Raw genomic sequence first — 24,821 nt, forward strand, 5'->3', positions numbered from 1 at the left:
TTCTTACACCTAGTTGCTTATGATAAATGAACAGAAGAGAATATTTTTTGAATTAAAGGAGACGTTTATGCAAAAGTTTGAACAGGCTGTTTCTTATATTGAAAACGGTGAAGCAGAAAAAGGATTACAATTATTAAAAGAACAACTACGAGTTGCTAATGATGAAGAGAAGTATGATATCGCTCGTTACTATCATACACTTGGGTTTATGGATGAGGCGTTAGCAATTACTGAAGACTTACGCTTGCTATATCCGGAAGAAAGTGAATTTACGGTATTTTTAGCAGAATTATATATTGATTTAGATAAAGAAGATGAAGCGATTGAAGTGCTTCATGATATTCCAGAAAACGATGATTTATATGTTCAATCGTTATTACTTGTAGCGGATTTATTCCAAATGCAAGGTTTTGATGATGTAGCAGAACAAAAACTATTAAAGGCGAAAGAAATGATGCCAGACGAACCTGTTATTACGTTTGGGTTAGCAGAATTATATAGTAGTAAAGGTGAAGAGCAAAAGGCGATCACTTATTATGAATCGTTACTAGCAGAACATAAAGTTATGGGTGGTGTTGTCATTGCGCTTCGTCTAGCAGAAACTTTAAGTGCTATTGGAAACTGGGAAGAGGCAATCTCTTACTATGAAGCGGGGTTAGAAGAGCAAAAAGATATTCACTCATTATTTGGATATGCCTTCACATTATACCAAGGAGAAGAATATCAAAGAGCAATTGGTGCTTGGCAAGAATTAAAAGAATTAGATCCTGAATACGCATCGTTATACATGTATTTAGCGAAAAGCTATGAAAAAGAAGGCATGCTTCAAGAAAGCTATGAAACACTTCAAGAAGGAATTAAAGTAGATGAGCTGTCTGTTCCTTTCTATGTAGAATTAGCGAATATTGCGGCGAAATTAGGTAAAATAGCGGAGGCAGAAGAAGTGCTTCAAAAAGCGCTGGAGCTAGATCCGGGACATTTAGGTGCGATATTAAAATATGCGTATATTTTAAAAGAACAAGAGAAATACGAAGAGCTAATTGCAGTTGTAGAGCGTGCAATTGACAGTGGAGAACCAGATACACAACTACTTTGGGATCTTGCATTTGCAAAAAAACAATTAGAAATGTATTCGGATGCATTAAAACACTATGAAAGTGCATATACTTCTTTTAAGAATCATCCAGATTTCTTGGAAGAGTACGGTTATTTCTTATTAGAAGAAGGAATGCGAAAAGAAGCGAAAGAAGTATTTACGCAGTTAATACAACTAGACCCGACACAAATTCATATTGAAGAATTGTTATATAATTTAGAGGATTTTTCATAAGTTGGAAGGAAACTGAATGCCGCTTCTTGAATCTAAAAAGAAAAGAGAAAGACAGAGGAGGGACTTAATCGCTATGAATACCCCTGTTTCTGTAAACGAGAAGAAGGATTTTGTAAAATGGTTTTTGAATAATTACCAACTGAAACAGCGTGAATGTGTATGGATTTTGAATTATTTAATGAGTCACGATCAATTAATGCATAAAGTCCACTTCGTAGAACATGCAAAATATTGTCCGCGTGGCTTAGTAATGTCAGCAAATTGTGTGAAAGACACACCGTTTCACTTTTTCAAACAAAATGTAATGACAACAGATGCAGAAAAATCGTTTCATGATATTCGTTTGAATCGAGATGAGGATATTTATATTCAGCTTAATTTTAAATCATCGTTCCAAAATGCAAACTATGTAGCTGTATTAGAAGAAAACCCATATTTGCCAAAGCATATTGAAGTGAATGAAAAAGATCGATTGCTTGCAGAACGATTTTTAGAAGAAAGTGTATTCTCATTTAGAAGAGAACGTCTTTTGAAACAAATTGATGAAGCTTTGGATAAGCAAGATAAGGAAGCATTTCATAGGTTAACAGCAGAGTTGAAGATTTTATAGAATTCATTTTGATTATGTAATCTTTACGAAATTCAGACTTTTTAAGAAAAACTACTTAATAATAGGTAGTTTTTCTTTTTTTACCTCTTTTAGTATGGTTTAATATATATAAAGTGAAAGTTCTGTTATTTCAAATGGAGGAGGGGAGAAAAGGTGAAATGGATTGTAAAAGATGTAGAACAGTTTGAGCAAGCGAGGGAGTATGTAGATACAGGGATTATACCCCTTTTGTCTATTTCGGCAGCAAAAGGGATGAAAATGGTTGTAGAGCAAGGTGAATTTATTGAGGCTTTGAGTATGGAGTTGGAAAGGGAGTATAAAGGAAGAGTGCTTTTACTGCCCGCATTTACGTATTTGGTAGAGAGCCAAAAGAATGAAAAAGACCGTTTGCAAGAATGGACAGATCATTTGCAAAGGCAAGGTTTTAAGCATATTGCCTATGTGACAAGTGACTTTTCATGGAAAGAAGATATGAGAGATGTGCAGGGTGATTTATTTTGGTTTCCATCGTTATCATTAGACCAATTTAGTGACCAAGCGAAAAGGGAAGTTATTCGTGCACACATAAAAAATATTATGGAAATGTTGGAAGAAAGATGGATAAAATAATAATAAACAGAAAGTTCTTATTATTATGAGTAGTATGATATTGACCTATACAAGAGGGTATTATATCATGATAGTGTCCTAGTTTTTATTTTTTATATAATTTTTTCACGAGGGGACAATTTCTGATAGAGGGGGGAAATTTTCGTGAGCGAGAAAGAACATCGTGTGTCAAGAAGACAGTTTTTAAATTACACACTTACAGGGGTAGGAGGCTTTATGGCGGCGGGTATTTTAATGCCGATGACGAGGTTTGCGCTTGATCCGGTGTTAAGAAAAGAAGCGGGAACAGATATGGTTGCTGTTGGACAAGTAAAGGATATTACAACAGAGCCGAAGCGCTTCGATTTTAAGGTGAAGCAGGTTGACGGGTGGTACAAGTCTGAAGAGCCAAAATCTGCTTGGGTGCATAAAGATGAAAGTGGAGAAATTGTTGCGTTTTCTCCAGTATGTAAACATTTAGGTTGCACAGTGAACTGGAATTCGGACAAAGCACATCCTAATCAATTCTTTTGCCCGTGTCACGGGGGACGTTACACAAAAGATGGGATGAACATTAAAGGCACACCGCCTCTTGCTCCGCTTGATGTGTACGAGTCTAAAGTGAAAGATGGAACGTTGTATTTAGGAAAAGCGAAGCCAAGAGGGGGTGCAAAGTAGATGCTAAATAAAATTTATGATTGGGTGGACGAACGTTTAGATATTACACCGATATGGCGTGATATCGCTGATCATGAAGTACCTGAGCATGTTAACCCGGCACATCACTTTTCTGCATTCGTCTATTGCTTTGGAGGACTTACCTTTTTCGTTACAGTAATTCAAATTTTGTCCGGAATGTTTTTGACGATGTATTATGTGCCGGATATTAAAAATGCTTGGGAGTCGGTTTATTATTTACAAAATGAAGTAGCTTACGGGCAAATTGTTCGTGGTATGCATCACTGGGGTGCTAGTCTCGTAATTGTAATGATGTTTTTACATACACTCAGAGTTTTCTTCCAAGGTGCGTATAAAAAGCCTCGTGAGTTAAACTGGATTGTTGGTGTTCTTATTTTCTTTGTTATGTTAGGTCTTGGTTTTACCGGATATTTATTACCGTGGGATATGAAAGCGTTATTTGCTACGAAAGTAGGGATTCAAATTGCAGAGCAAACGCCGCTCATTGGTCCTTATATTAAAACATTACTCGCTGGTCATTCCGAAATCGTTGGCGCTCAAACATTAACTCGCTTCTTTGCTATTCACGTCTTCTTCTTACCAGCAGCACTTCTAGGTTTAATGGCCTTCCACTTCATCATGATTCGCAAACAAGGTATTTCCGGTCCGCTATAAGAGATTGCTAAATTAAAGGGGAAAGAACAAAAGGAGGGAGATTATGCATCGCGGCAAAGGGATGAAGTTTGTAGGAGATTCTCGGGTACCAGTAGCCCGGAAACCAAATATTCCAAAAGATTATTCTGAATATCCAGGGAAAACAGAAGCGTTTTGGCCGAATTTCTTGTTAAAAGAATGGATGGTTGGTGCAGTTTTTTTAGTCGGTTATTTATGTTTAACAGTGGCGCATCCGTCACCGCTTGAGAGAATGGCGGATCCTACAGATGCAGGATATATACCACTTCCAGATTGGTATTTCTTATTCTTGTATCAGTTATTAAAGTATTCGTATGCTTCAGGCTCATTTACTGTAATTGGTGCGTTTATTATGCCGGGGATTGCGTTTGGAGCGTTACTATTAGCTCCGTTTCTAGATCGAGGCCCAGAAAGAGCACCATTGAAGCGTCCTGTAGCAACGGGGTTTATGCTTTTAGCAATTGCATCGATTATTTTTTTAACTTGGGAATCTGTAGCACACCACGATTGGGAAGCTGCAAAAAAACAAGGAGCAATTGTAAAAACAGCACCAGTTGATAAAAATGATGACGGCTACAAGTTGATGCAAAAAAATACTTGTTTAACATGTCATGGTGACAATTTACAGGGCGGAGCGGCAGCACCGGCTTTGCAAAACTTAACTTTAAAACCAGAAGAAATCGCTAAAATTGCGAAAGATGGAAAAGGTTCAATGCCTAAAGGTGTATTTAAAGGTACAGATGAGGAACTGAAAAAGCTTTCGGAATTCGTTGCAAAGTATAATAAAAAATAATAGAAAAGCTGACTACAAAATCTGTGGTCAGCTTTTTATTTTGCGTACCCAGCTAAGCTGGGCACTGTTTGATGGTGAAAGGTTTAAATAGAATTCTACAAGGATTCAAAAATTATTATAGCCTATCTTCAATTGGACAGAAGTGGCTCGGTAAAATAGATTGGTACGTCTTAGAACGGCTTAACCTTTTCTGGAATAAGAAAAGAAATGTTCGAAAGAAACATGGTCGTATCAAGGACTTGATGAAGAAAATAACATACACACTCGTGAAAGTAGGAAGCTAGAACAAACTGAAAGCTAAAGAAGGAAGAGCATCGGAAAGCCGTATGAGGGAAAACCTCACGTACGGTTTGATGAGGGGAAGCTGAAACAGAAAAGGGATAGCAAAGCCATCTATCTCTAAAGAAAATTTAATCTGTTTCAGTTTTCTACTCTACGATGACGGAAAGTTTGCTATATAATAGAGTAGAGTTCGATGAAAGAATTACTTTGTTTGAAAGGTGTTGGACATACAGATTGGCTTACTTGTATGCAATGTTAAGGCAACGTTCGGTACTATTATTTTTATTGGTTGTTAACATATTAGGTACAATTTACGGATTCATATGGTATGGAAATCAATTAAAAGAAACCTCACCTATATTTTGGCCGTTTGTACCAGATAGCCCTATGGCGACTCTCTTTTTTGTCTTTGTTTTAATTGCTTTTTTGATGAAGAAGAACTGGGGGTTAATAGAAGCGCTAGCGATAGTTACTTTAATAAAATATGGTGTTTGGGCTGTTGTTGTAAATGCAATTATGATTTATGTAAAAGGCCCTATTGGCCTTATGGGATATATGTTAATGTTATCTCATTTTGCGATGGCAGTGCAGGGAATGTTATATGCTCCGTTTTATCGGATAAAAAAATGGCACTTCACTGTAGTTGGCATATGGACATTACATAATGATGCAATTGATTATTTATTTTGGCAAATGCCGAGATATGGGATTATGCATTTATTTGTAGAGAAAATTGGTTATTTTACGTTTTGGTTAAGTATTGCTGTACTGTGTATTACATATTATTATTGCTTACGTGAGAACCGAAAACAGTTTTCTTTATGATGGTGAGGACATTTAGGGGGAGAAAATGAAGAAAAATAAGAGCGGTATAAACATATTGGATCGATTGATCACTTTAGTAGTTTCCTATAGCATAGCATTTTCTGTTTTCGCTCTCGCGACAACGGTAGTTGTATATGGAAAATGGTTGTATTATTTTGAAATTGATTTTTTAAATATTCCAGATTTAGCGGATATGACGAAAGATGAAATTAAGAGAAACTATGATGTGCTTATTACATATTTATCGCCGTTTTATGAAGGTGCATTACAATTGCCGACATTAGATATGTCCACAAATGGACGCATTCATTTTGTAGATGTTAAAAATATTTTAGTAAAGATTCAATATATAATGTATGGAACGATTGTAATTGCTGTATTAGGAGGAGCGTATTTATTAAAAAAGAAAAAAGAAAAGTTTTTACTTCACGGAGCGATTCTTACAATTATTTTTCCAATAGCTCTTACGTTACCAATTGCTATTAATTTTGAAAAGAGTTTCGTATTATTTCATAAGCTTTTATTTAGCAATGATTATTGGATGTTTGATATTGAAACAGATCCGGTTATTTTAATGTTACCGGAAGAATTCTTTATGCATGCTGCATGTATTATTTTATTATTGATTTTAGGTGGTAGTATGCTTTGTTACGGTGTGTATAAATATTTAGTGAAAAAGAAAAGGGTTTCAAAGAAAAAATTCTCTGTTTAAAGAGAATTTTTTTGTTTTCATAGAGATAATATATTTTTTGGTTTTGTTCTGTTCTATTCTTGTCCAATTCCACATATTTTGTACTAGTAGTTATAGGGGGGACCGGGATGAAGAGAACATTAATTGGACTGATAGCATTTCTAATTATAATGTTTCCAGTACGTATATATGCTGAAGAGTGGAGTGAACTAACTGGATTGCTAGATGACTCTTTGCAGTTAGTGAAGAAAAAAGAAGATGAAAAGGCAATACAAGTACTGTACCATTTCTCAGAGCAATTTCTATCAAAGGAGAATGAAAATAATTCAAAAGTAACTCCGGGACAAATTAGAGTCGTTTCTTTAGCATACGATAAGGCGAAACAATCTCTCGCGGAAGATTCAGATAGGCAAGTTAAAGTGGATAATATGTTAGCGTTACAACTTGCTGTTGATGCACAAGTATCTAAATATCAGCCACTTTGGATGGAAAGAGAAAGAAAGATAATGAATGCTTTTTCTCAAGTAGAAAAGGCGATGGAAAAAGACGATGATGGACAGTTCCAACAGACGCTAAATACATTTTTAAATGAATTTAATATTATTTATCCTAGTTTAATGATTGCTCTGCCAGAAAACGAAGCGCAGCGTGTAAATGCACATTTATCTTATTTGGATGAATTTCGTAACGTTATGTTAAAAACGAAAGGTGGACAAATGCAACTAGGGATTATTAAAGGTGATTTGCAAAAAATATTTCATACAGTAAAAAAAGATGAGATTGCTCCCTCTCTCATTTGGTTTATGACAATTACTGGAGGACTTATTTTGTTCACTTTAACGTATGTTGGATGGAGAAAGTATAAAGGGGAGAGAGAGAAGCGGAGAAGCAACTTGCATTCTAAAGATAAATAATACGCATAAATAAAGATACGGATTGTAAGGTTTATTTATTGACAACGGTGGAAGAAAAAAATAGAATGAGAAGTACTATAATTAAAACTTCAATGGAGGTTTATGATGTTTTATTTAATTTACTTCGCGATCATTTTGATCATACCGTTGTATGCACAGTCAAAAGTACGTAGTGCCTATAGCAAGTATTCACAAGTTTATTCAACATCAGGTATGACAGGAGCGGAAGTGGCTCGAAAAATTTTAGATGAAAATGGATTGTACAATGTAGCCGTAGAAGAAACGCCAGGTCATTTGTCAGATCATTATGACCCGCGTGTAAAGACGGTTAGATTATCGACAGATAACTATTATGGTCATTCAGTTGCTGGTACAGCTGTAGCAGCACATGAAGTAGGACACGCAATTCAAGATGCGAAAGATTATAACTTTATGCGTGTACGCCATTCGTTAGTGCCAGTTGCTAATTTTGGTTCAAACATGTCATGGGTTTTTGTCCTAATTGGTGTATTTGCACAAATGTCTGGTTTGTTGTTACTAGGAATTATTTTAATGGCAGCAGGTGTTATTTTCCAACTTGTTACATTACCAGTTGAGTTTGATGCATCAAAACGCGCAATGCAACAAATTGAAGCACTTGGTATCGTATCAACAGATGAGTACGGTCAAGCTCGTAAAGTATTAAATGCGGCAGCATTAACATATGTAGCAGCAGCTGCTGTAGCAGTATTTGAATTATTACGTCTCGTATTAATTTATACTGGTATGCAGCGTAGCGACGATTAAAGACTATCAATTTTGATAGTCTTTTTTTGTTTTGTGGATTGAATCTTATAATATGTTACAAATGGAAATAATAGAGAGAATATGGGGTATAGAACTAGTTAAAATAAAGATAAGTATGGAATGATGAAAGAAGGTGACGGACATAGAATATCCATATTATTTAGTTAAACAAGTGAAGGAGCGTAGTGCTACATACCAATTAGAAGGTTTTTTAAGTGGACAGGGCCCTAAAAACCCGAAATTAATGCTTGTTGGAGAAGCACCTGGTGAAACAGAAATTCATAATGGGATTCCATTTAGTGGGAGAGCGGGAAAACATTTAATGGAATTTTTAGAACGTATTCACGTTACAAGGGAAGAAGTATATATTACGAGTGCGGTCCGGAGTAGACCTTATAAATGGAGAGAGAAAAGGGAACGAAATGGCGAAATAATACAGAAGAAGTACAATAGAACACCGAATCAAGGTGAGATACTTGCCCATGCACCTTTGCTAGATTATGAACTGGAATTTATACAACAGCCGGTTATTGTCACACTTGGTAATATTGCATTACAGCGTTTAGTTGGTAAAAATAATAAAATTACGGATGTTCATGGAGAATTGTTAAAGCAACCTGTGCAGCGATTGAAAGATAGCAGCAGTACAGAATTTATTTGGTCAGAAAAAGAATATCATATTTTTCCGACCTTTCATCCAGCTTCTATTTTCTATAATCGGAGTTTGTTGGAGCTTATTTATGAGGATTTGGAGAAACTTAAAAGATTTATAATAAAAAACTAGAAAAGCTACAGAGCTTTTCTAGCTGAATTTAATTATGTAACGGTTTTTTATTTTCATCTAATGTAAATCCTTCACCAACAACATCGTGTACATCACTTACAGCGACAAAGGCATGTGGATCTACTGAAATAATGATATTTTTTAATTTTACGATTTCATTTTTAGCAACAACACAATATAGTACATTACGTTCTATTTTTGTATAGGATCCAACTGCTTTTAAAAAGGTTGCTCCGCGCTCCATTTCTGATAAAATTTTTGAAGCAATTTCATCGTTTTTATCAGAAATAATAGTTGCTCCTTTTGCTGCATAAGCACCTTCTTGCATGAAATCAATAACCTTAGCCCCGATAAAAACAGCAACTAACGTATACATGCCCTCACGATATGATAAATATGTAAGAATAGAGATAATGATAACGACCGCATCAAACATAAACATCGTTTTTCCCATACTCCAGCCAACATATTTGTGAGCTAGCCTTGCGATAATATCAACACCGCCAGTAGTCCCGCCGTATTTGAATATAATTCCAAGTCCTATGCCGATAAATGCCCCAGCGAATAAAGCAGCCAGTGTCATATCATTTTGCAAGTTTAAATGTAAGTTGAGAACCTCGTAGCGCTGAAACACCCAAAGGAATAAAGAGACGCTAAATGTACCGATTAATGTGTATAAAAATGTTGTTCGGCCGAGTAATTTCCAGCCAATGAAAAATAGAGGGACGTTTAAAATTAAGTTTGTATAGGAAGGATCAAGTGAAAATTTAAAATATAATAATAGCGTAATGCCGGTAAATCCACCCTCTGCAAGATGATTTTCAATATTGATATTCACAATACCGAAAGAAAAAATAGCGGAACCGATTAAAATAAAAATGATATTTCGAATCTTCAAATTTGATGTCATTTAGAAATCCCCCTAATTATGTAATGATTGCATTGCTCCTCTTAAACGATAGAACATAATAATAAGTTATTTCTAGTTGATAGTAAAAATAGAGAATGGTATAAGAGCTTAATTAGTTCAGCCTGATATTGTGCGGAAAAAATGCAAAAGAAAGTTTCACTTTATCCCGTCCCAACGGCTGGTAGAGGGAAAAGCGAAGAAGAAAAGGTCGAACCAGCCGCAGGGACCCGATTGGTTCAGGCTGATCTTTTGCAAAAATCACGCAAAAGAAGTTTCACTTTATTATAGTCTATCCTAAAAAGAGTCGTAAATAGTGATATGAGGGAATAATATTTGTCAAATCGCGATGAATTGGCTAACATGAAAGAGGAAGGAATAAGAGGTGACTAGTATGGAAGCAAAAACGATGAAAGATATGCAGAAAGAAGTAGATGCATATATCGGTCAATTTAAAGAAGGTTATTTTAGTCCGCTTGCAATGATGGCTCGTTTAACTGAAGAAATGGGAGAGCTTGCAAGAGAGGTTAATCATTATTATGGTGAGAAACCAAAGAAAACGACTGAGAAAGAACGAAGTGTTGAGGAAGAGCTTGGAGATGTTTTATTTGTTATGATTTGTATGGCAAATAGTTTAAATATTGATTTAGAAACAGCGCATAACATTGTAATGAATAAATTTAATACACGTGATAAAGATCGTTGGACACGTATTGATGAGGGAGAGAAAGACGCATGAAAGAAATTAAAGTAATTATCGCTGGACCACGAGGACGCATGGGATATGAAGCAGTCCTTCTTATGGAAAGAACAGCGCATTTCAATTTAGTAGCAGCAATTGATTATAAGCATGGCGGAGAAAAAATTTCTGATTTACCGGGAATGCCAGCGCTAGATGCACCTATTTACGCGGATTTACATACTTGTTTAGATGAAGTAGAAGCAGATGTATTGTTAGATTTAACAACACCAGAAATTGGAAAGAAACATGTGACACTTGCAGTTGAACGTGGACTTCGATCAGTTATTGGTACAACTGGATTTACTGAAGAAGAACTAAAGCAATTAACAGAAAATGCAAAAGAAAAAGAAGTAGGAACAATTATCGCTCCAAATTTTGCGATTGGTGCAGTACTTATGATGAAGTTCTCTCAAATGGCAGCGAAGTACTTCCAAGATGTTGAAGTAATTGAATTACACCATGATCAAAAATTAGACGCACCATCTGGTACAGCTGTAAAAACAGTAGAATTAATCCGTCAAAATCGTGTACCAAAAGAGCAAGGGCACCCTAATGAAACGGAACAATTAGAAGGGGCACGTGGTGCAAATGTAGACGGTATTCACATTCATAGCGTACGTCTACCAGGGCTTATTGCACACCAAGAAGTAATGTTCGGCGGAGATGGACAAATGTTAACAGTTCGCCATGATTCATTCAACCGTGCATCATTTATGTCAGGTGTAAAACTATCAATTGAAACAGTAATGAACCTTGATCATCTTGTGTACGGTTTAGAAAATATTATCGACTAAAGGGGAGACAACGGATGAAAATTGCCTTAATCGCACATGACAAAAAGAAAGATGATATGGTTTCGTTCGCATACGCATATAAACCAATTTTTGAAAAACATGAACTTTTTGCAACAGGAACGACAGGACTTCGTATTATGGAGGCAACTGGTTTAGTTGTAACAAGATATCAATCCGGTCCTCTTGGTGGAGATCAAGAAATTGGTGCAATGATTGCAAAAAATGAGATGGATATGGTGATTTTTTTCCGGGATCCACTAACAGCCCAGCCGCATGAACCAGATGTTAATGCGTTACTTCGTTTATGTGATGTATACGCCATCCCATTAGCAACAAATATGGCAAGTGCTGAAATGCTAATGCATGCATTAGAGCGGGGAGATTTAGATTACCGAAAGTTAAGAAAATGAGGGGAACAATTATGAGTGGATTACATATATTAGCGTTTGGTGCTCATGCCGATGATGTTGAAATCGGCATGGCAGGTACCATTGCAAAGTATACGAAGCAAGGATATGAAGTAGGCATTTGCGATTTAACAGAAGCTGATCTTTCTTCAAATGGAACGGTAGAACTAAGAAAAGAAGAAGCAAAGGCTGCAGCTCGTATTATGGGAGTAAAAACGAGAATTAATTTAGCAATGCCAGACCGTGGTTTGTATATGAAAGAAGAATATATACGTGAAATTGTAAAGATTATTCGCACATATAAACCAACACTAATTTTCGCACCATATTACGAAGATCGTCATCCAGACCATGCTAATTGCGCGAAACTTGTGGAAGAAGCTATCTTTTCAGCGGGAATTCGTAAATATATGCCTGAACTTCCGCCGCACCGTGTAGAGTCGTTTTATAATTATATGATTAATGGTTTTCATAAACCGAATTTTTGTATAGATATTAGTGAATACCTTTCTAAAAAGGTGGAAGCGTTAGAAGCGTATGAAAGTCAGTTTTCAACAGGGAGTGATGGTGTTAAGACGCCATTAACCGAAGGATACGTTGAAACTGTAATCGCTCGGGAGAAGATGTTTGGGAAAGAAGTTGGAGTGCTGTATGCCGAAGGATTTATGAGTAAGAAACCGGTTTTATTACATGCTGATTTAATAGGGGGATGTAAATGAAATTGAAAATAGGTATTACATGTTATCCTTCTGTAGGTGGTTCTGGGGTTGTTGGGACAGAGTTAGGAAAGCAATTGGCGGAACGCGGGCATGAAATTCATTTTATTACATCGGGTGTACCATTTCGGTTGAATAAAGTGTACCCGAACATTTATTTTCACGAAGTAACAGTAAATCAATATTCTGTTTTTCAATATCCACCTTACGATTTAGCATTAGCGAGTAAAATGGCAGAGGTTGCTCAAAGAGAAAACCTTGATATTTTACATGTGCATTATGCAATCCCGCATGCTATTTGTGCATATTTAGCAAAACAAATGATTGGGGAGCGTATTAAAATTGTTACGACCTTACATGGAACGGATATTACTGTGTTAGGTTCCGACCCTTCGTTAAATAATTTAATTCGCTTTGGTATTGAACAATCTGATGTTGTTACAGCTGTGTCACATTCGTTAATTGAAGAAACAAATGAACTTGTAAAACCAGATAAAGAAATTGAGACGGTATACAATTTTGTAGATGAACGTGTTTATTTCAAACGTGATATGTCTCAATTAAAAAAAGAATATGGTATACGAGAAAATGAAAAAGTGTTGATTCATATTTCAAATTTCCGAAAGGTTAAGCGTGTACAGGATGTTGTGCAGTCATTTGCCAAAATTGTAAAGGAAGTAGATGCGAAATTGCTTCTTGTTGGTGATGGACCAGAGTTCTGTACTATTTTACAATTGGTGAAAAGTTTACATATTGAGGAACGTGTCTTATTCCTAGGAAAGCAAGATAATGTTGCAGAGCTTCTTGCGATGAGTGATTTAATGCTACTTTTATCAGAAAAGGAAAGTTTTGGTCTTGTTATATTAGAAGCGATGGCGTGTGGTGTGCCTAGTATCGGAACGAGGGTTGGGGGCATTCCAGAGGTCATTCAACATGGTGAAACAGGATATATATGTGAAGTTGGAGATACAGACGGAATAGCTAAGCAAGCAATTCAGCTACTAGAAAATGAAGAACTTCACCGTAATATGGGAGAGCGAGCGATGAAATCTGTATATGAGCAGTTTCGTTCGGAAAAAATCGTTTCACAGTATGAGGCGATTTATTATGACATACTAAGGGATGACAAGAATGGAAAGATTTAAAAAAGCTAGTTCAATTATTGAGATGTTAAAACAGCACGGACATGAGGCTTACTTCGTTGGTGGAAGTGTACGCGATCTTATTATCGATAGACCGATTGGAGATATCGATATCGCAACATCTGCTTTACCAGAAGAAGTAATGGCTATTTTCCCAAGACATGTTCCGGTTGGTCTTGAGCATGGAACTGTAATTGTTGTAGAAAATGGTGAACCGTATGAGGTAACTACTTTTCGAACAGAAAGCGAATATGAAGATTTTCGAAGACCTAGTAGTGTTCAATTTGTCCGTTCATTAGAAGAGGATTTAAAACGACGTGATTTCACGATGAATGCAATTGCAATGACAGAGGAAGGCGAAATGGTTGATTTATTTGCTGGGAAAGAAGCGATTCGTCTGAAGGAAATTACAACGGTTGGAGATGCTGCAGACCGTTTTCAAGAAGATGCACTGCGAATGATGCGTGGTATTCGGTTCGTAAGTACGTTAGGTTTCTCTTTGGAAATAAAGACGAAACAAGCAATTGAAACGTATGGGCATTTGCTCGAACATATAGCGATTGAAAGAATTACAGTTGAATTTGAAAAATTGTTGACCGGTACATATTGTGTGAATGGTCTTCAAGAGTTAGTAGAAACTAAGCTATTTTCTCATCTGCCATATTTGCAAATGTCAGAAGAAAGACTCTTGAAAGCTACGCAGTATAAATGGGATTCTTTCGAAACAGACGTTGAGGCGTGGGCATTTTTCTTATATTGTATCGGAGAAGAGCATCCATCTGTCTTTTTGCGTCAATGGAAGTTCTCGAATAAAAAGATTAAAGATATCGTAGCGGTTTTATTAGCAATTCGTTCTAGAAAGGAGAAGGAGTGGGATACAATCCTTCTTTATAAAACTGGGATTCGCATCGCTGAGATGGCGGAAAGAGTATATGAAGCGATAATAGAAAGTTATAATAGTGCGTCTGTTAAGCAAGTACAATCATTATTTCATGCATTGCCGATAAAAAATCGTCAAGAAATGAATGTGACTGGTAATGATTTATTAAGCTGGACAGATAAAAAGCCAGGTCCGTGGGTTGCCGAAATGCTTCAAAATATTGAAGAAGCAATCGTACAAGGAGATTTAGTTAATAAGAAAGAGGATATAAGGGAGTGGCTACAAAGATGCAATCTACTATAAGAAAGCAGTTATTACAAGTTTTTTCTGAAGCAGATGGTGCATTTGTATCTGGTCAAATACTTAGTGACAAACTTGGTTGTTCGAGAACCGCTGTATGGAAGCATATGGAGGACCTTCGTAATGAAGGGTATGAACTAGAAGCTGTACGCCGCTTAGGGTACCGAATTGCTAGTAAACCAGATAAAGTAACTGCGAATGAGATTCAATTAGGATTACAAACAGAGCGTATCGGTAGAACGGTTTATTTTGAAGAATCGGTTGAGTCTACTCAGCATATTGCAGCGAGACTTGCTTATGAAGGCGCAGAAGAGGGAACAATTGTCGTTGCTGAAGAACAAACAGCAGGTAGAGGACGTTTAAGTAGAAAATGGTATTCCCCAAAAGGAACAGGAATTTGGATGAGTATTATTTTGCGTCCCTCGATTCCAGTTCATCATGCACCACAGCTTACTTTATTAGCAGCTGTTAGCGTAGCGCAAGCAATTGAAAAATGTACCGGTGTAAACGTAGGGATTAAATGGCCGAATGATATTTTAATTCAAGGTAAAAAAGCTGTCGGTATATTAACGGAGATGCAAGCTGATCCAGATAAAATTAATGCTGTTATTATGGGAATTGGCATTAATGCAAATCAGAAACAAGAACATTTTGATGAGGAAATTCAGCAAATTGCAACTTCATTAGCAATTGAATCGGGTAAGCCGATTGTTCGTGCGGAACTTATGCAACAAATTTTCTTGCAACTAGAGAAATTGTATGAAGAGTATTTAAAAAATGGCTTCTCTGTTATTAAAATTCTTTGGGAAAGTTACGCAGTAAGTATCGGAAAAGAAATTACAGCTCGAACGATGAAGGAAACTATTAATGGGCTAGCAAAAGGAATTACGGAGGATGGTGTATTGTTACTTGAGGATCATCAAGGACAAGTGCACCACATTCATTCTGCTGATATAGAAATTAAGTAAAAGAAGTTCCTATTTTGGAGCTTCTTTTTGTCATTTAGATACTAATAAATTTCACATACCATAATAGGGATAAAAAATTATTTTTTCGAAAAAATGTAGCAATTCCTTTTCAGAGTTTGCTATAATTATTTCGAATATGGGCAGTATCAAAGCGAACTGCACCATTATTTTACGCAGTATGAAAAAATAATAATTTGGATTCTGCCTTGATCCAATAACGGACTGGGACAGAGGGATGAATAATGCCGACTAACACACAACCCTTCTGCCCTTTTATGGCCAGAGGGGTTTTTTATATGATTTCGGCCATCTCCTCTCTCCTGCATAAAGGAGGAGTAGTTTTTGAAAACAAAAACAGATTTTTTGAAAATGAAAGAGCAAGGTGAGCCGATTACAATGCTAACGGCGTATGATTATCCATCTGCTAAATTAGCAGGAGAAGCTAAAGTCGATATGATTTTAGTGGGTGATTCTCTAGGAATGGTTGTACTTGGGTATGATTCAACAGTTCCAGTAACAGTAGAGGATATGATTCATCATACGAAAGCTGTACGCCGCGGAGCGAAAGAGACGTTTATTGTAACTGATATGCCATTTATGTCTTATCATGTCTCATCGCAAGATACGATGATTAATGCACGTCGCATTGTTCAAGAGAGCGGGGCACATGCATTAAAGGTAGAAGGTGCTGGAGAAGTTATATCAACTATTCACTACTTAACGAATGCGGGAATTCCCGTTGTGGCGCATTTAGGTTTAACTCCTCAATCTGTAGGAGTGCTAGGTGGGTATAAAGTACAAGGGAAAGATGCTGAAAGTGCAAAAAAATTAATAGAAGATGCAAAGAAATGTGAGGAAGCTGGTGCGATAGCACTTGTGCTAGAATGTGTGCCAATGCAATTAGCAGAAATTATTTCAGAGCAGTTAACAATTCCTACAATCGGAATTGGAGCAGGACAAAAAGTAGATGGGCAAGTTCTTGTATACCACGATCTTATCTCGTACGGCGTAAATCGTGTTCCGAAATTTGTGAAGCAATATACGTCTGTTCAAGAGGAGATTGTGCGAGGGATTTCGCAATACGTTACTGAAGTAAAGACAGGGCAATTTCCTGAAGAAAAACATTCATTCACAATGAAAGAGGAAGAGTGCTTAGCGTTATACGGAGGAAAACAATAATGAAAATCATAACTACAGTGCAAGAGATGCAGCAAATTACAAACGAACTTCGTACAAGTGGAAAAAGTATCGGTTTTGTTCCAACGATGGGGTATTTACACGAAGGGCATGCTACGTTACTACGTAAGGCAAGGGAAGAAAATGAAATTGTAGTTTTAAGTGTATTTGTAAATCCACTACAATTTGGACCAAATGAAGATTTAGATCGATACCCACGTGATATTGATAGAGATGAAAATGTAGCAAAAGAAAATGGTGTTGATTATTTATTTTATCCGAGTGTAGAAGAGATGTATCCAGCAGAACAAACGACAACAGTAGAAGTTGTGAAGCGTACCGACGTATTATGTGGCAAACAAAGACCTGGTCATTTCGCTGGTGTTGCGACTGTACTAATGAAACTATTTAATATTACATTGCCAACGCGTGCTTATTTCGGTATGAAAGATGCACAGCAAGTAGCTGTAATTGAAGGATTCGTAACTGATTTTAATATTCCCGTTACGATCGTACCAGTTGATATTGTAAGGGAAGAAGATGGATTAGCGAAAAGTTCTCGTAATGTGTATTTATCACTAGAAGAACGTGAAGAGGCTCCTCATTTATACGGCAGTCTATGTATAGCGAAAGAACGAATTGAGGCAGGCGAACGTAATCCGGAAATCATTATGAATCTTGTGAAAGAGCATATTGAGAAGTATACGAAAGGCACTGTAGATTATGCTGATTTATATGCATATCCTTCATTAAAAGCAATAAATAAAATTGAAGGAAGAATCATTTTAGCGATTGCGGTTAAGTTTGAAAATGTACGATTAATTGACAATATAACATTAATGGGGAAATAAGGGGGAGCATCTATGTTTCGCACAATGATGAGAGCGAAGTTACATCGTGCAACTGTAACAGAAGCAAATTTAAATTATGTAGGTAGTATTACAATTGATGAAGATTTAATGGATGCGGTAAATATTGTAGAAAATGAAAAAGTACAAATTGTAAATAACAACAATGGAGCTCGCTTAGAGACATATGTTATTAAAGGAGAGCGCGGTAGCGGTGTTGTGTGTTTAAATGGTGCAGCTGCAAGGCTTGTACAACCGGGTGATAAAGTTATTATTATTTGCTATGGTTTAGTGGCAGAAGAAAATATTCATAAACAAGAGCCGAAAATTGCAGTATTAGACGATGATAATCAAATTATTGAAATGTTAGGTGCTGAAAAAGCTGGCACGATATTATAAGTAGGAAGGCTATCTCTAATTAAGGAGATAGCTTTTTTGTGCATCTTTTCATTAAGATGAGGTAAAACGTGGTATAGTAACATTATATAATTTTTGTGTTTGATAGGTAAGAAATTGAGGTGTTACATATATGAGTAAGCGTTATGTCGTTGTTGATTTAGAGACGACAGGGAACTCCTGGAAGGATGGGAAGGATAAAATCACCCAAATTGCAGCTGTTGTAGTGGAAGATGGAGAGATATTAGAGATTTTTTCATCTTTTATTAATCCGAAGAGAGAGATTCCCCTATTTATTACAGAATTAACTGGGATTGATGAAAATCTTGTAAAACAAGCCCCGTTATTTCGAGATGTAGCCCCGATGATTGTTGAGCTATTACAAGGTGCGGCTTTTGTTGCACATAACGTTCACTTTGATTGGAATTTTTTAAATGAAGAATTAAGGCAGGCTGGATATACAGAAGTACATTGTCCTAAAATTGATACAGTTGAATTGGCGCAAATTCTTTTGCCAACAGCTGATAGTTATAAATTACGTGATTTAGCTAAGCAGCATGAACTAGAGCACGATCAACCACATCGTGCGGATAGTGATGCTCTTGCAACAGCAGAGTTGTTTTTACAATTTTTAAGTGAAATTGAAAAGTTACCACTTGTCACATTACAATCGCTTTATGAATTAAGTGATGTTTTCCAAAGTGATATAGCTGATGTACTTTCTGAAAATATTTTAAAGAAAATGATGCATGGTAAAGAAGAGGCAGAGGAGTGTGAGGTGTATCGAAATATTGCGCTTCGAAAGCGGAATTATTCTTTAAGCCTCAGTGAAACATACTCATCTAAATTTGATGCTTTCTTACATAAGACAATCGATAAACTTGAATTGAATATGCCAAAGTTTGAAAAAAGAGAAAGCCAACAAATTATGATGAAGGAAATATATACAGCGCTAAGAGATTCTAGGTTTTCACTGATTGAAGCAGGAACAGGTACGGGGAAGACGCTTGCATATTTACTTCCAAGTATTTATTTCGCAAAGAAAAAAGAAGAGCCTGTCATTATAAGTACACAAACTGTACAATTGCAACAACAAATACTAGAAAAAGAAATTCCTTTATTAAAGAAAATAATGCCATTTTCATTTGAAGTAGCTCTTCTGAAAGGAAGAAAGCATTACCTTTGTCTACACAAATTTGAATATGCTTTGCAAGAGGAAGAGAAAAATTATGATATGGCGCTCACAAAGGCAAAAATTTTAGTGTGGTTATTGCAAACGGTAACTGGCGATCGTGATGAATTAAATATTCCTGAGGGCGGCAAGTTACTTTGGAACCGTATTTGTAGTGATGTACATAGTCCAGGCGGGATGCAAAGCAACTGGTATAGTCGTTGTTTTTATCAAAGAGCAAAGAATAAAGCATTATTTGCAGATATCGTTATTACAAATCATGCGTTATTATTTCAAGATTTTTCAAGTGAAGAACCACTATTTGGTTCATGTGAACATATTATTTTTGATGAAGCTCATCATATCGAGGAAGCGGCGAGTAGAACATTAGGTGAACAGTTCTCATGCATGTATTTTCAATTAGCTTTATCTCGTCTTGGTACGCTAGAAACAGATGATGTACTTTCTAAAGTATATAAAATGATGAAAAAATCAGAGCAAGCATCGCGTTCGACTTTCCGTATGGTGAGTCATAGTTTGAAGGAATTGAAATTTGATGCGGATGAACTATTCCAAATGTTACGGACTTTCGTATTTAAACAAACAAAGCAGGAACAAGGGATGAGCAATATGCCACTCATTTATCGATATAACACGGAAGTAGAGAAAGGTAAGTTATGGGATAGCATTACCGAGTTAACAAATCGATTTGTGTATGATGTAAGAAAGTTATTGACTACACTTGAGAAGCAAGCTGAAATATTGCAAAGTAAATTAGAATGGGAGATGCATGTCGTTACAGGTGAATATATGCATTTAATTGAGTTGTTGAGAAAGATGGCACAATCTTTACAATTACTCATTTTAGAAAAAAATTCATACGTGACATGGATGGAGACTGAAACGAAGGGAACGATTCATTCAACAGTTCTATATGCGCAGCCTGTTCATATTGGTGAAAGATTTGCTGATGAATTTTTAACCCAGAAAAAGAGTGTTATTTTCACATCAGCAACGTTAACAGTTAATGATTCATTCGACTATATAAAAGAGGAGCTAGGTTTACATGATTTTGCTCCCAATACATTAAAGGTTCCATCACCATTCCGTTTTGAAGAGCAAATGAAATTAATGGTTTCAACGGATGTACCTTTTATTAAGAAAGCAAGTAATGAAGAATATATTGAGTCTATATCGGCACATATTGCGAAAATAGCGAAAGCTACAAAAGGTAGAATGCTCGTTTTATTCACTTCGTATGAAATGTTGAAAGAAGCGTATACGAATTTGAAAAATGATGAGACATTAGAAGGATATTTATTATTAACGCAAAGTGTGAATAATAAGAGCCGAAGTCGTCTAATCCGAAAATTCCAGGAGTTCGACAAATCGATTTTGTTAGGAACAAGTAGTTTTTGGGAAGGGATAGATATACCTGGAGATGCTCTGAGTTGTCTTGTCATTGTCCGTCTGCCTTTTACCCCTCCTCATCAGCCGATGATGGAAGCAAAAGGAGAGTGGTTAAAAAATCAAGGAGAAGACGTATTTGATAAGTTGGCGCTCCCACAAGCAATCTTGCGTTTCAAACAAGGGTTTGGTCGTCTTATTAGAACAAATACAGATACGGGAACTGTATTTGTATTAGATCGTCGTTTGACAAGTTCTTCCTATGGAAAACGATTTTTACAATCAATCCCAACTGTACCGCTCTATGAAGGACCGTTAGAAGAATTGTTAGTACAGTTAGAAGAATCGTCAAATGAATAAAATTGGAAGAAAAATACGCTTGAAGTACATTTAAACTTCAGGCGTAAAAAATGTGGGTAGGAGGAATTTTATTTTTCTTACTTCTTGTATACAAAATATATTGCTTTTCGATTTGAAACCTTTTTTTGCTGTACATGTCCTGCTATAATAGATGGGTGATGAAGCAGGGGTTGTAAAGAATGTACTCTTATTGTAACCGCATTGCGTTCTTCTATAATTAGAAATTTTTGTGTAACGGAGGAGTTTTTTCATGGATAAGAAAATCGAAGTCCTATCAACGACGCGTATTAAATATTCGTCTGACTTGTATAAAATTGTTGATGGTTTGAATCGTACGTTAAAAGAGCAGGACCTCATGTTCGGATTAGCATTAGACGAAAAAGATAAAGAAACAGCTGTATTTACGATTTACAGAACGTAGTGATACAATGAAAAAGTGGATCTTTACAATCATTATCGTTATCGTTGCTAGCGGAATATATGGGGCATATGTTTATAATAAAGCGATGGAAAAGAAAATTCCAAAAGAGTCAAAGTCTGTAGAAATTGCGAAAGAAAAGGCAAAGCTTACAAAGGTAAATACTGTTGATTATTATAATGGGAAATCTTCATATACAGTCGTACAAGGTACAGATGAAAAAGGAGAACAACTTATCGTTTGGGTGCCTGATAAAAAAGGAAATGTCCTTGTGAAGAAAAAGAGCGAAGGTATTTCTAAAAAAGAAGCTTTGCAAAAATTGGCTGAACAAGCTACAGGAGAAGGTGCTGAGCTGAAGCCGAAACCAAAAGAAATTATAAAAGTAAAATTAGGTGCTCAAAACGATATTCCATTGTGGGAAATTACATATATTGATCAGGAAGATCGTTATACGTATTACTATTTAGAGTTTCAAAATGGGGTTTATGCTGGACACTACAGCATTGAAAAATAGATGTAGGGGGAACTACAAATGAAATTAGCAAAGCGAGTAGCTGCTTTAACACCATCTGCAACTTTAGAAATTACAGCAAAGGCACAAGCATTAAAAGCAGAAGGTCATGATGTAATTGGATTAGGAGCAGGAGAACCTGACTTTAATACGCCAAAACATATTATGGATGCTGCGCATAAAGCGATGTTAGAAGGACATACGAAATATACACCAACAGGTGGATTACAAGCGTTAAAACAAGAAATTGTGAAGAAGTTTACTCGTGATCAAGGAATTGCGTATGATCCATCTGAAATTATTGTATGTAATGGTGCCAAGCATGCATTATATACATTATTCCAAGTGTTACTTGATGAAGGAGATGAAGTTATCATCCCAACTCCTTATTGGGTAAGTTATCCTGAGCAAGTAAAGCTTGCTGGTGGTAAGCCAGTTTATGTAGAAGGTCTAGAAGGCAATGAGTACAAAATTACAGCAAAGCAGCTGCGTGAGGCAATTACAGAGAAAACGAAAGCTGTTATTATTAATTCACCGAGCAATCCAACAGGGATGATTTACAGCAAAGAAGAATTACAACAGCTTGGAGAAGTATGTTTAGAGCATGATATCTTAATCGTTTCAGATGAGATTTATGAAAAATTAATTTATGGTGACGCGGAATATACTTCAATTGCCCAGCTTTCTAATGTATTAAAAGAACAAACACTTATTATTAATGGTGTATCTAAATCACATTCTATGACAGGTTGGCGTATTGGATATGCAGCAGGAAATAAGCAGCTTATTAAAGCGATGACGAACTTAGCGAGTCATAGTACGTCAAACCCTACTTCAATCGCTCAATACGGTGCAATTGCTGCGTATGCAGGCTCACAAGAACCTGTAGAAACAATGCGTCAAGCGTTTGAAGAAAGATTGAACATTATTTATGATAAATTAATTCAAATTCCTGGTTTCACTTGCATTAAGCCACAAGGTGCTTTTTACTTATTCCCAAATGTAAAAGAAGCCGTAGCGTTAGCTGGGTATGATACAGTTGATGAGTGGGCAAAAGCATTATTAGAAGAAGAAAAGGTGGCTCTTGTTCCAGGTACAGGATTTGGTGCACCAAATAACGTTCGATTATCGTATGCGACATCTCTTGAGCAAGTTGAGAAAGCATTAGAACGAATTCATACGTTCATGAAAAGTAAAGTACAGGCTTAATCGTCTGTTTCTTGTAGTAAATGGCAAAAAACCTCCCTATATATAGGGAGGTTTTTTTGACGAATTGTGGCAAAAAGAAATGGCTAAAGGTGTGTTATACTAGAGAACGAGGTGTTTGGTGATGAAAAAGAAAATGATGTTACAATGGTTTGAACAGGGAAGCATAGCGATTCCTAAATTGCTTATGATGCATTATAAAAAGCTAGGTTTAAATGAGACGGAATTTATGGTAGTACTTCATGTACACACATTTTTAGAATCAGGTAATTCGTTCCCGACTCCTTCAGAGATTTCAGAACGGATGACGATAACAGAAATGAAATGCATGGAAGTGATTCAGACTTTAATCCAAAAAGGTTTTTTAGCACTAGAAGGTGGACGAAGATCTGAAGCGATGATGTGTGAAAGTTATTCTTTACAACCACTGTGGGAAAAAATATTGCACTTTTTAATGAATGAATCTATAGAGGAAGAGCAAAAAGAACAAAAGCAAATTCAAGTAAATTTATATACAGTATTTGAAAAAGAATTCGGAAGACCACTTTCGCCATTTGAATGTGAAACATTAGGGATGTGGGAAGATCAAGATCAACACCATCCGAATTTAATTCAAGCGGCTCTTCGTGAAGCTGTTATGAGTGGTAAACTTAATTTCCGGTATATTGATCGTATTTTGTTTGAGTGGAAAAAGAACGGAATTAAAACGGTAGATCAAGCGCAAAATCAAGGCCAGAAATTTAGAGCGAATCAACAACGCACACAGCAAACGACAAAACAAGAGACGAAATTTACTGGGAAAGTGCCTTTTTATAATTGGTTGGAGCAGTAGTGTAGGAGGAAAGATATGTTGAACAAAACGCAAATTCGTTATTGTTTAGATACAATGGCGGATATGTATCCAGAAGCGCATTGTGAATTAATTCATGATAATCCATTTGAACTTGTAATCGCAGTGGCATTATCTGCGCAATGTACAGATGCACTTGTGAATAAAGTGACGAAAAACTTATTTCAAAAATATAAAACACCAGAAGATTATTTAAGTGTGTCTTTAGAAGAATTACAACAAGATATACGTTCCATTGGATTGTTTAGAAATAAGGCGAAAAATATTCAAAAATTGTGCCGGATGTTACTAGATGATTATAACGGGAAAGTTCCAGAAGACCGTGATGAGCTGACGAAATTACCAGGAGTAGGGAGAAAGACAGCGAATGTAGTTGTTTCGGTAGCATTTGGGATTCCAGCGATTGCTGTTGATACGCATGTAGAGAGAGTGAGTAAACGGTTAGCAATTTGTAGATGGAAAGATTCTGTGTTAGAAGTGGAAAAGACATTGATGAAGAAGATTCCAATGGATGAGTGGGGAGTTACACACCACCGTATGATTTTCTTCGGACGTTATTACTGTAAGGCGCAGCGACCACAATGTGAAGAGTGTCGATTACTAGAAATATGTCGCGAAGGAAAGAAACGAATGAAGGGGAAATAAAGG

Annotated in this window: 28 protein-coding genes; 27 read left to right on the plus strand and 1 reads right to left on the minus strand. The window is 36.3% G+C overall.

From position 1 onward, the window contains the following. Nucleotides 1-67: 67 nt before the first annotated feature. The 11 genes from MHH59_RS07655 (at nt 68) to MHH59_RS07705 (ending at nt 8,974) form a co-directional block, all read left to right on the plus strand. The gene (locus tag MHH59_RS07655) at nt 68-1,330 is read left to right on the plus strand and encodes a tetratricopeptide repeat protein (RefSeq protein WP_002086616.1); all 1,263 of its coding nucleotides are present in this window, start codon (nt 68-70) and stop codon (nt 1,328-1,330) included. A 73-nt stretch (nt 1,331-1,403) separates the two neighbouring features. Next, nucleotides 1,404-1,940 carry a ReoY family proteolytic degradation factor gene (locus MHH59_RS07660; protein ID WP_002086615.1) on the plus strand — a complete coding sequence of 179 codons (537 nt, stop codon included), beginning with the start codon at nt 1,404-1,406 and terminating at the stop codon, nt 1,938-1,940. A gap of 153 nt (nt 1,941-2,093) precedes the next feature. Continuing rightward, nucleotides 2,094-2,549 carry a YpiF family protein gene (locus MHH59_RS07665; protein ID WP_002126440.1) on the plus strand — a complete coding sequence of 152 codons (456 nt, stop codon included), beginning with the start codon at nt 2,094-2,096 and terminating at the stop codon, nt 2,547-2,549. A gap of 144 nt (nt 2,550-2,693) precedes the next feature. Continuing rightward, nucleotides 2,694-3,206, plus strand: a complete 513-nt coding sequence (qcrA, locus tag MHH59_RS07670; protein WP_002011835.1) for a menaquinol-cytochrome c reductase iron-sulfur subunit — start codon at nt 2,694-2,696, stop codon at nt 3,204-3,206. After that, nucleotides 3,207-3,881: a menaquinol-cytochrome c reductase cytochrome b subunit gene (gene qcrB, locus MHH59_RS07675; RefSeq protein ID WP_000932700.1), complete on the plus strand. Its 675-nt coding sequence runs from the start codon at nt 3,207-3,209 to the stop codon at nt 3,879-3,881. 43 nt (nt 3,882-3,924) lie between these two features. Then, nucleotides 3,925-4,692 carry a menaquinol-cytochrome c reductase cytochrome b/c subunit gene (gene qcrC, locus MHH59_RS07680; protein ID WP_002011836.1) on the plus strand — a complete coding sequence of 256 codons (768 nt, stop codon included), beginning with the start codon at nt 3,925-3,927 and terminating at the stop codon, nt 4,690-4,692. 516 nt (nt 4,693-5,208) lie between these two features. Then, nucleotides 5,209-5,799 (plus strand): DUF1405 domain-containing protein, encoded by a 591-nt coding sequence (locus MHH59_RS07685; protein WP_002126441.1) that lies wholly within the window; start codon nt 5,209-5,211, stop codon nt 5,797-5,799. 25 nt (nt 5,800-5,824) lie between these two features. Next, on the plus strand, nt 5,825-6,511 hold the full coding sequence (lit, locus tag MHH59_RS07690; RefSeq protein ID WP_002064533.1) for a lipoprotein intramolecular transacylase Lit: 687 nt from the start codon (nt 5,825-5,827) through the stop codon (nt 6,509-6,511). Nucleotides 6,512-6,618: 107 nt separating this feature from the next. Continuing rightward, complete coding sequence (gene ypjB, locus MHH59_RS07695; RefSeq protein ID WP_002126445.1) at nt 6,619-7,404, plus strand: sporulation protein YpjB; 786 nt, start codon at nt 6,619-6,621, stop codon at nt 7,402-7,404. 105 nt (nt 7,405-7,509) lie between these two features. Continuing rightward, nucleotides 7,510-8,190, plus strand: coding sequence for a zinc metallopeptidase (locus MHH59_RS07700; protein ID WP_002086606.1), 681 nt, complete (start codon nt 7,510-7,512; stop codon nt 8,188-8,190). Nucleotides 8,191-8,323: 133 nt separating this feature from the next. Next, entirely contained in the window at nt 8,324-8,974 is a 651-nt protein-coding gene (locus MHH59_RS07705; RefSeq protein WP_002011844.1) for a uracil-DNA glycosylase, read from the plus strand. 28 nt (nt 8,975-9,002) lie between these two features. Here the strand turns inward: MHH59_RS07705 and MHH59_RS07710 are convergent, their stop codons facing one another. Then, entirely contained in the window at nt 9,003-9,884 is an 882-nt protein-coding gene (locus MHH59_RS07710) for a YitT family protein (RefSeq protein WP_002011845.1), read from the minus strand. 391 nt (nt 9,885-10,275) lie between these two features. On the opposite strand from MHH59_RS07710, the gene MHH59_RS07715 reads away from it, so the two are divergent. The 16 genes from MHH59_RS07715 to nth all read left to right on the plus strand — a co-directional run bounded on the left by MHH59_RS07715 (nt 10,276) and on the right by nth (nt 24,818). Next, the gene (locus MHH59_RS07715) at nt 10,276-10,620 is read left to right on the plus strand and encodes a nucleotide pyrophosphohydrolase (protein WP_002011846.1); all 345 of its coding nucleotides are present in this window, start codon (nt 10,276-10,278) and stop codon (nt 10,618-10,620) included. Beyond that, entirely contained in the window at nt 10,617-11,417 is an 801-nt protein-coding gene (dapB, locus tag MHH59_RS07720) for a dihydrodipicolinate reductase (protein WP_002126457.1), read from the plus strand. The genes MHH59_RS07715 and dapB overlap by 4 nt, the downstream gene beginning before the upstream one ends. A gap of 14 nt (nt 11,418-11,431) precedes the next feature. After that, nucleotides 11,432-11,827 carry a methylglyoxal synthase gene (gene mgsA / locus MHH59_RS07725; RefSeq protein WP_000684753.1) on the plus strand — a complete coding sequence of 132 codons (396 nt, stop codon included), beginning with the start codon at nt 11,432-11,434 and terminating at the stop codon, nt 11,825-11,827. Between the two features lie 11 nt (nt 11,828-11,838). Further along, a complete protein-coding gene (gene bshB1, locus MHH59_RS07730; RefSeq protein ID WP_002011848.1) occupies nt 11,839-12,543 on the plus strand; it encodes a bacillithiol biosynthesis deacetylase BshB1 in 705 nt (234 codons plus the stop codon). Then, the gene (gene bshA, locus MHH59_RS07735) at nt 12,540-13,685 is read left to right on the plus strand and encodes an N-acetyl-alpha-D-glucosaminyl L-malate synthase BshA (protein WP_002086596.1); all 1,146 of its coding nucleotides are present in this window, start codon (nt 12,540-12,542) and stop codon (nt 13,683-13,685) included. The genes bshB1 and bshA overlap by 4 nt, the downstream gene beginning before the upstream one ends. Then, a complete protein-coding gene (locus tag MHH59_RS07740; protein ID WP_002086595.1) occupies nt 13,672-14,865 on the plus strand; it encodes a CCA tRNA nucleotidyltransferase in 1,194 nt (397 codons plus the stop codon). The genes bshA and MHH59_RS07740 overlap by 14 nt, the downstream gene beginning before the upstream one ends. After that, complete coding sequence (locus MHH59_RS07745) at nt 14,850-15,830, plus strand: biotin--[acetyl-CoA-carboxylase] ligase (protein WP_002086594.1); 981 nt, start codon at nt 14,850-14,852, stop codon at nt 15,828-15,830. Before MHH59_RS07740 ends, MHH59_RS07745 begins: the two co-directional genes overlap by 16 nt. Nucleotides 15,831-16,172: 342 nt before the next feature. Beyond that, on the plus strand, nt 16,173-17,009 hold the full coding sequence (panB, locus tag MHH59_RS07750) for a 3-methyl-2-oxobutanoate hydroxymethyltransferase (RefSeq protein WP_147740426.1): 837 nt from the start codon (nt 16,173-16,175) through the stop codon (nt 17,007-17,009). Continuing rightward, complete coding sequence (gene panC / locus MHH59_RS07755; RefSeq protein ID WP_002126472.1) at nt 17,009-17,857, plus strand: pantoate--beta-alanine ligase; 849 nt, start codon at nt 17,009-17,011, stop codon at nt 17,855-17,857. The genes panB and panC overlap by 1 nt, the downstream gene beginning before the upstream one ends. Nucleotides 17,858-17,869: 12 nt before the next feature. Continuing rightward, nucleotides 17,870-18,253: an aspartate 1-decarboxylase gene (gene panD, locus MHH59_RS07760; protein WP_000490176.1), complete on the plus strand. Its 384-nt coding sequence runs from the start codon at nt 17,870-17,872 to the stop codon at nt 18,251-18,253. 130 nt (nt 18,254-18,383) lie between these two features. Beyond that, on the plus strand, nt 18,384-21,188 hold the full coding sequence (gene dinG / locus MHH59_RS07765) for an ATP-dependent DNA helicase DinG (RefSeq protein WP_340851024.1): 2,805 nt from the start codon (nt 18,384-18,386) through the stop codon (nt 21,186-21,188). 250 nt (nt 21,189-21,438) lie between these two features. Next, complete coding sequence (locus tag MHH59_RS07770) at nt 21,439-21,609, plus strand: YpmA family protein (protein ID WP_002086589.1); 171 nt, start codon at nt 21,439-21,441, stop codon at nt 21,607-21,609. A gap of 7 nt (nt 21,610-21,616) precedes the next feature. After that, on the plus strand, nt 21,617-22,120 hold the full coding sequence (locus MHH59_RS07775; protein ID WP_340851029.1) for a cell wall elongation regulator TseB-like domain-containing protein: 504 nt from the start codon (nt 21,617-21,619) through the stop codon (nt 22,118-22,120). Between the two features lie 18 nt (nt 22,121-22,138). After that, complete coding sequence (aspB, locus tag MHH59_RS07780; RefSeq protein WP_002011860.1) at nt 22,139-23,326, plus strand: aspartate transaminase AspB; 1,188 nt, start codon at nt 22,139-22,141, stop codon at nt 23,324-23,326. A gap of 121 nt (nt 23,327-23,447) precedes the next feature. After that, the gene (dnaD, locus tag MHH59_RS07785; RefSeq protein ID WP_000728546.1) at nt 23,448-24,155 is read left to right on the plus strand and encodes a DNA replication protein DnaD; all 708 of its coding nucleotides are present in this window, start codon (nt 23,448-23,450) and stop codon (nt 24,153-24,155) included. 15 nt (nt 24,156-24,170) lie between these two features. Continuing rightward, the gene (nth, locus tag MHH59_RS07790; protein WP_000933020.1) at nt 24,171-24,818 is read left to right on the plus strand and encodes an endonuclease III; all 648 of its coding nucleotides are present in this window, start codon (nt 24,171-24,173) and stop codon (nt 24,816-24,818) included. Nucleotides 24,819-24,821: the final 3 nt, after the last annotated feature.

It is taken from the genome of Bacillus sp. FSL E2-0195, from assembly GCF_038003645.1.
Taxonomy (GTDB): domain Bacteria; phylum Bacillota; class Bacilli; order Bacillales; family Bacillaceae_G; genus Bacillus_A; species Bacillus_A mycoides.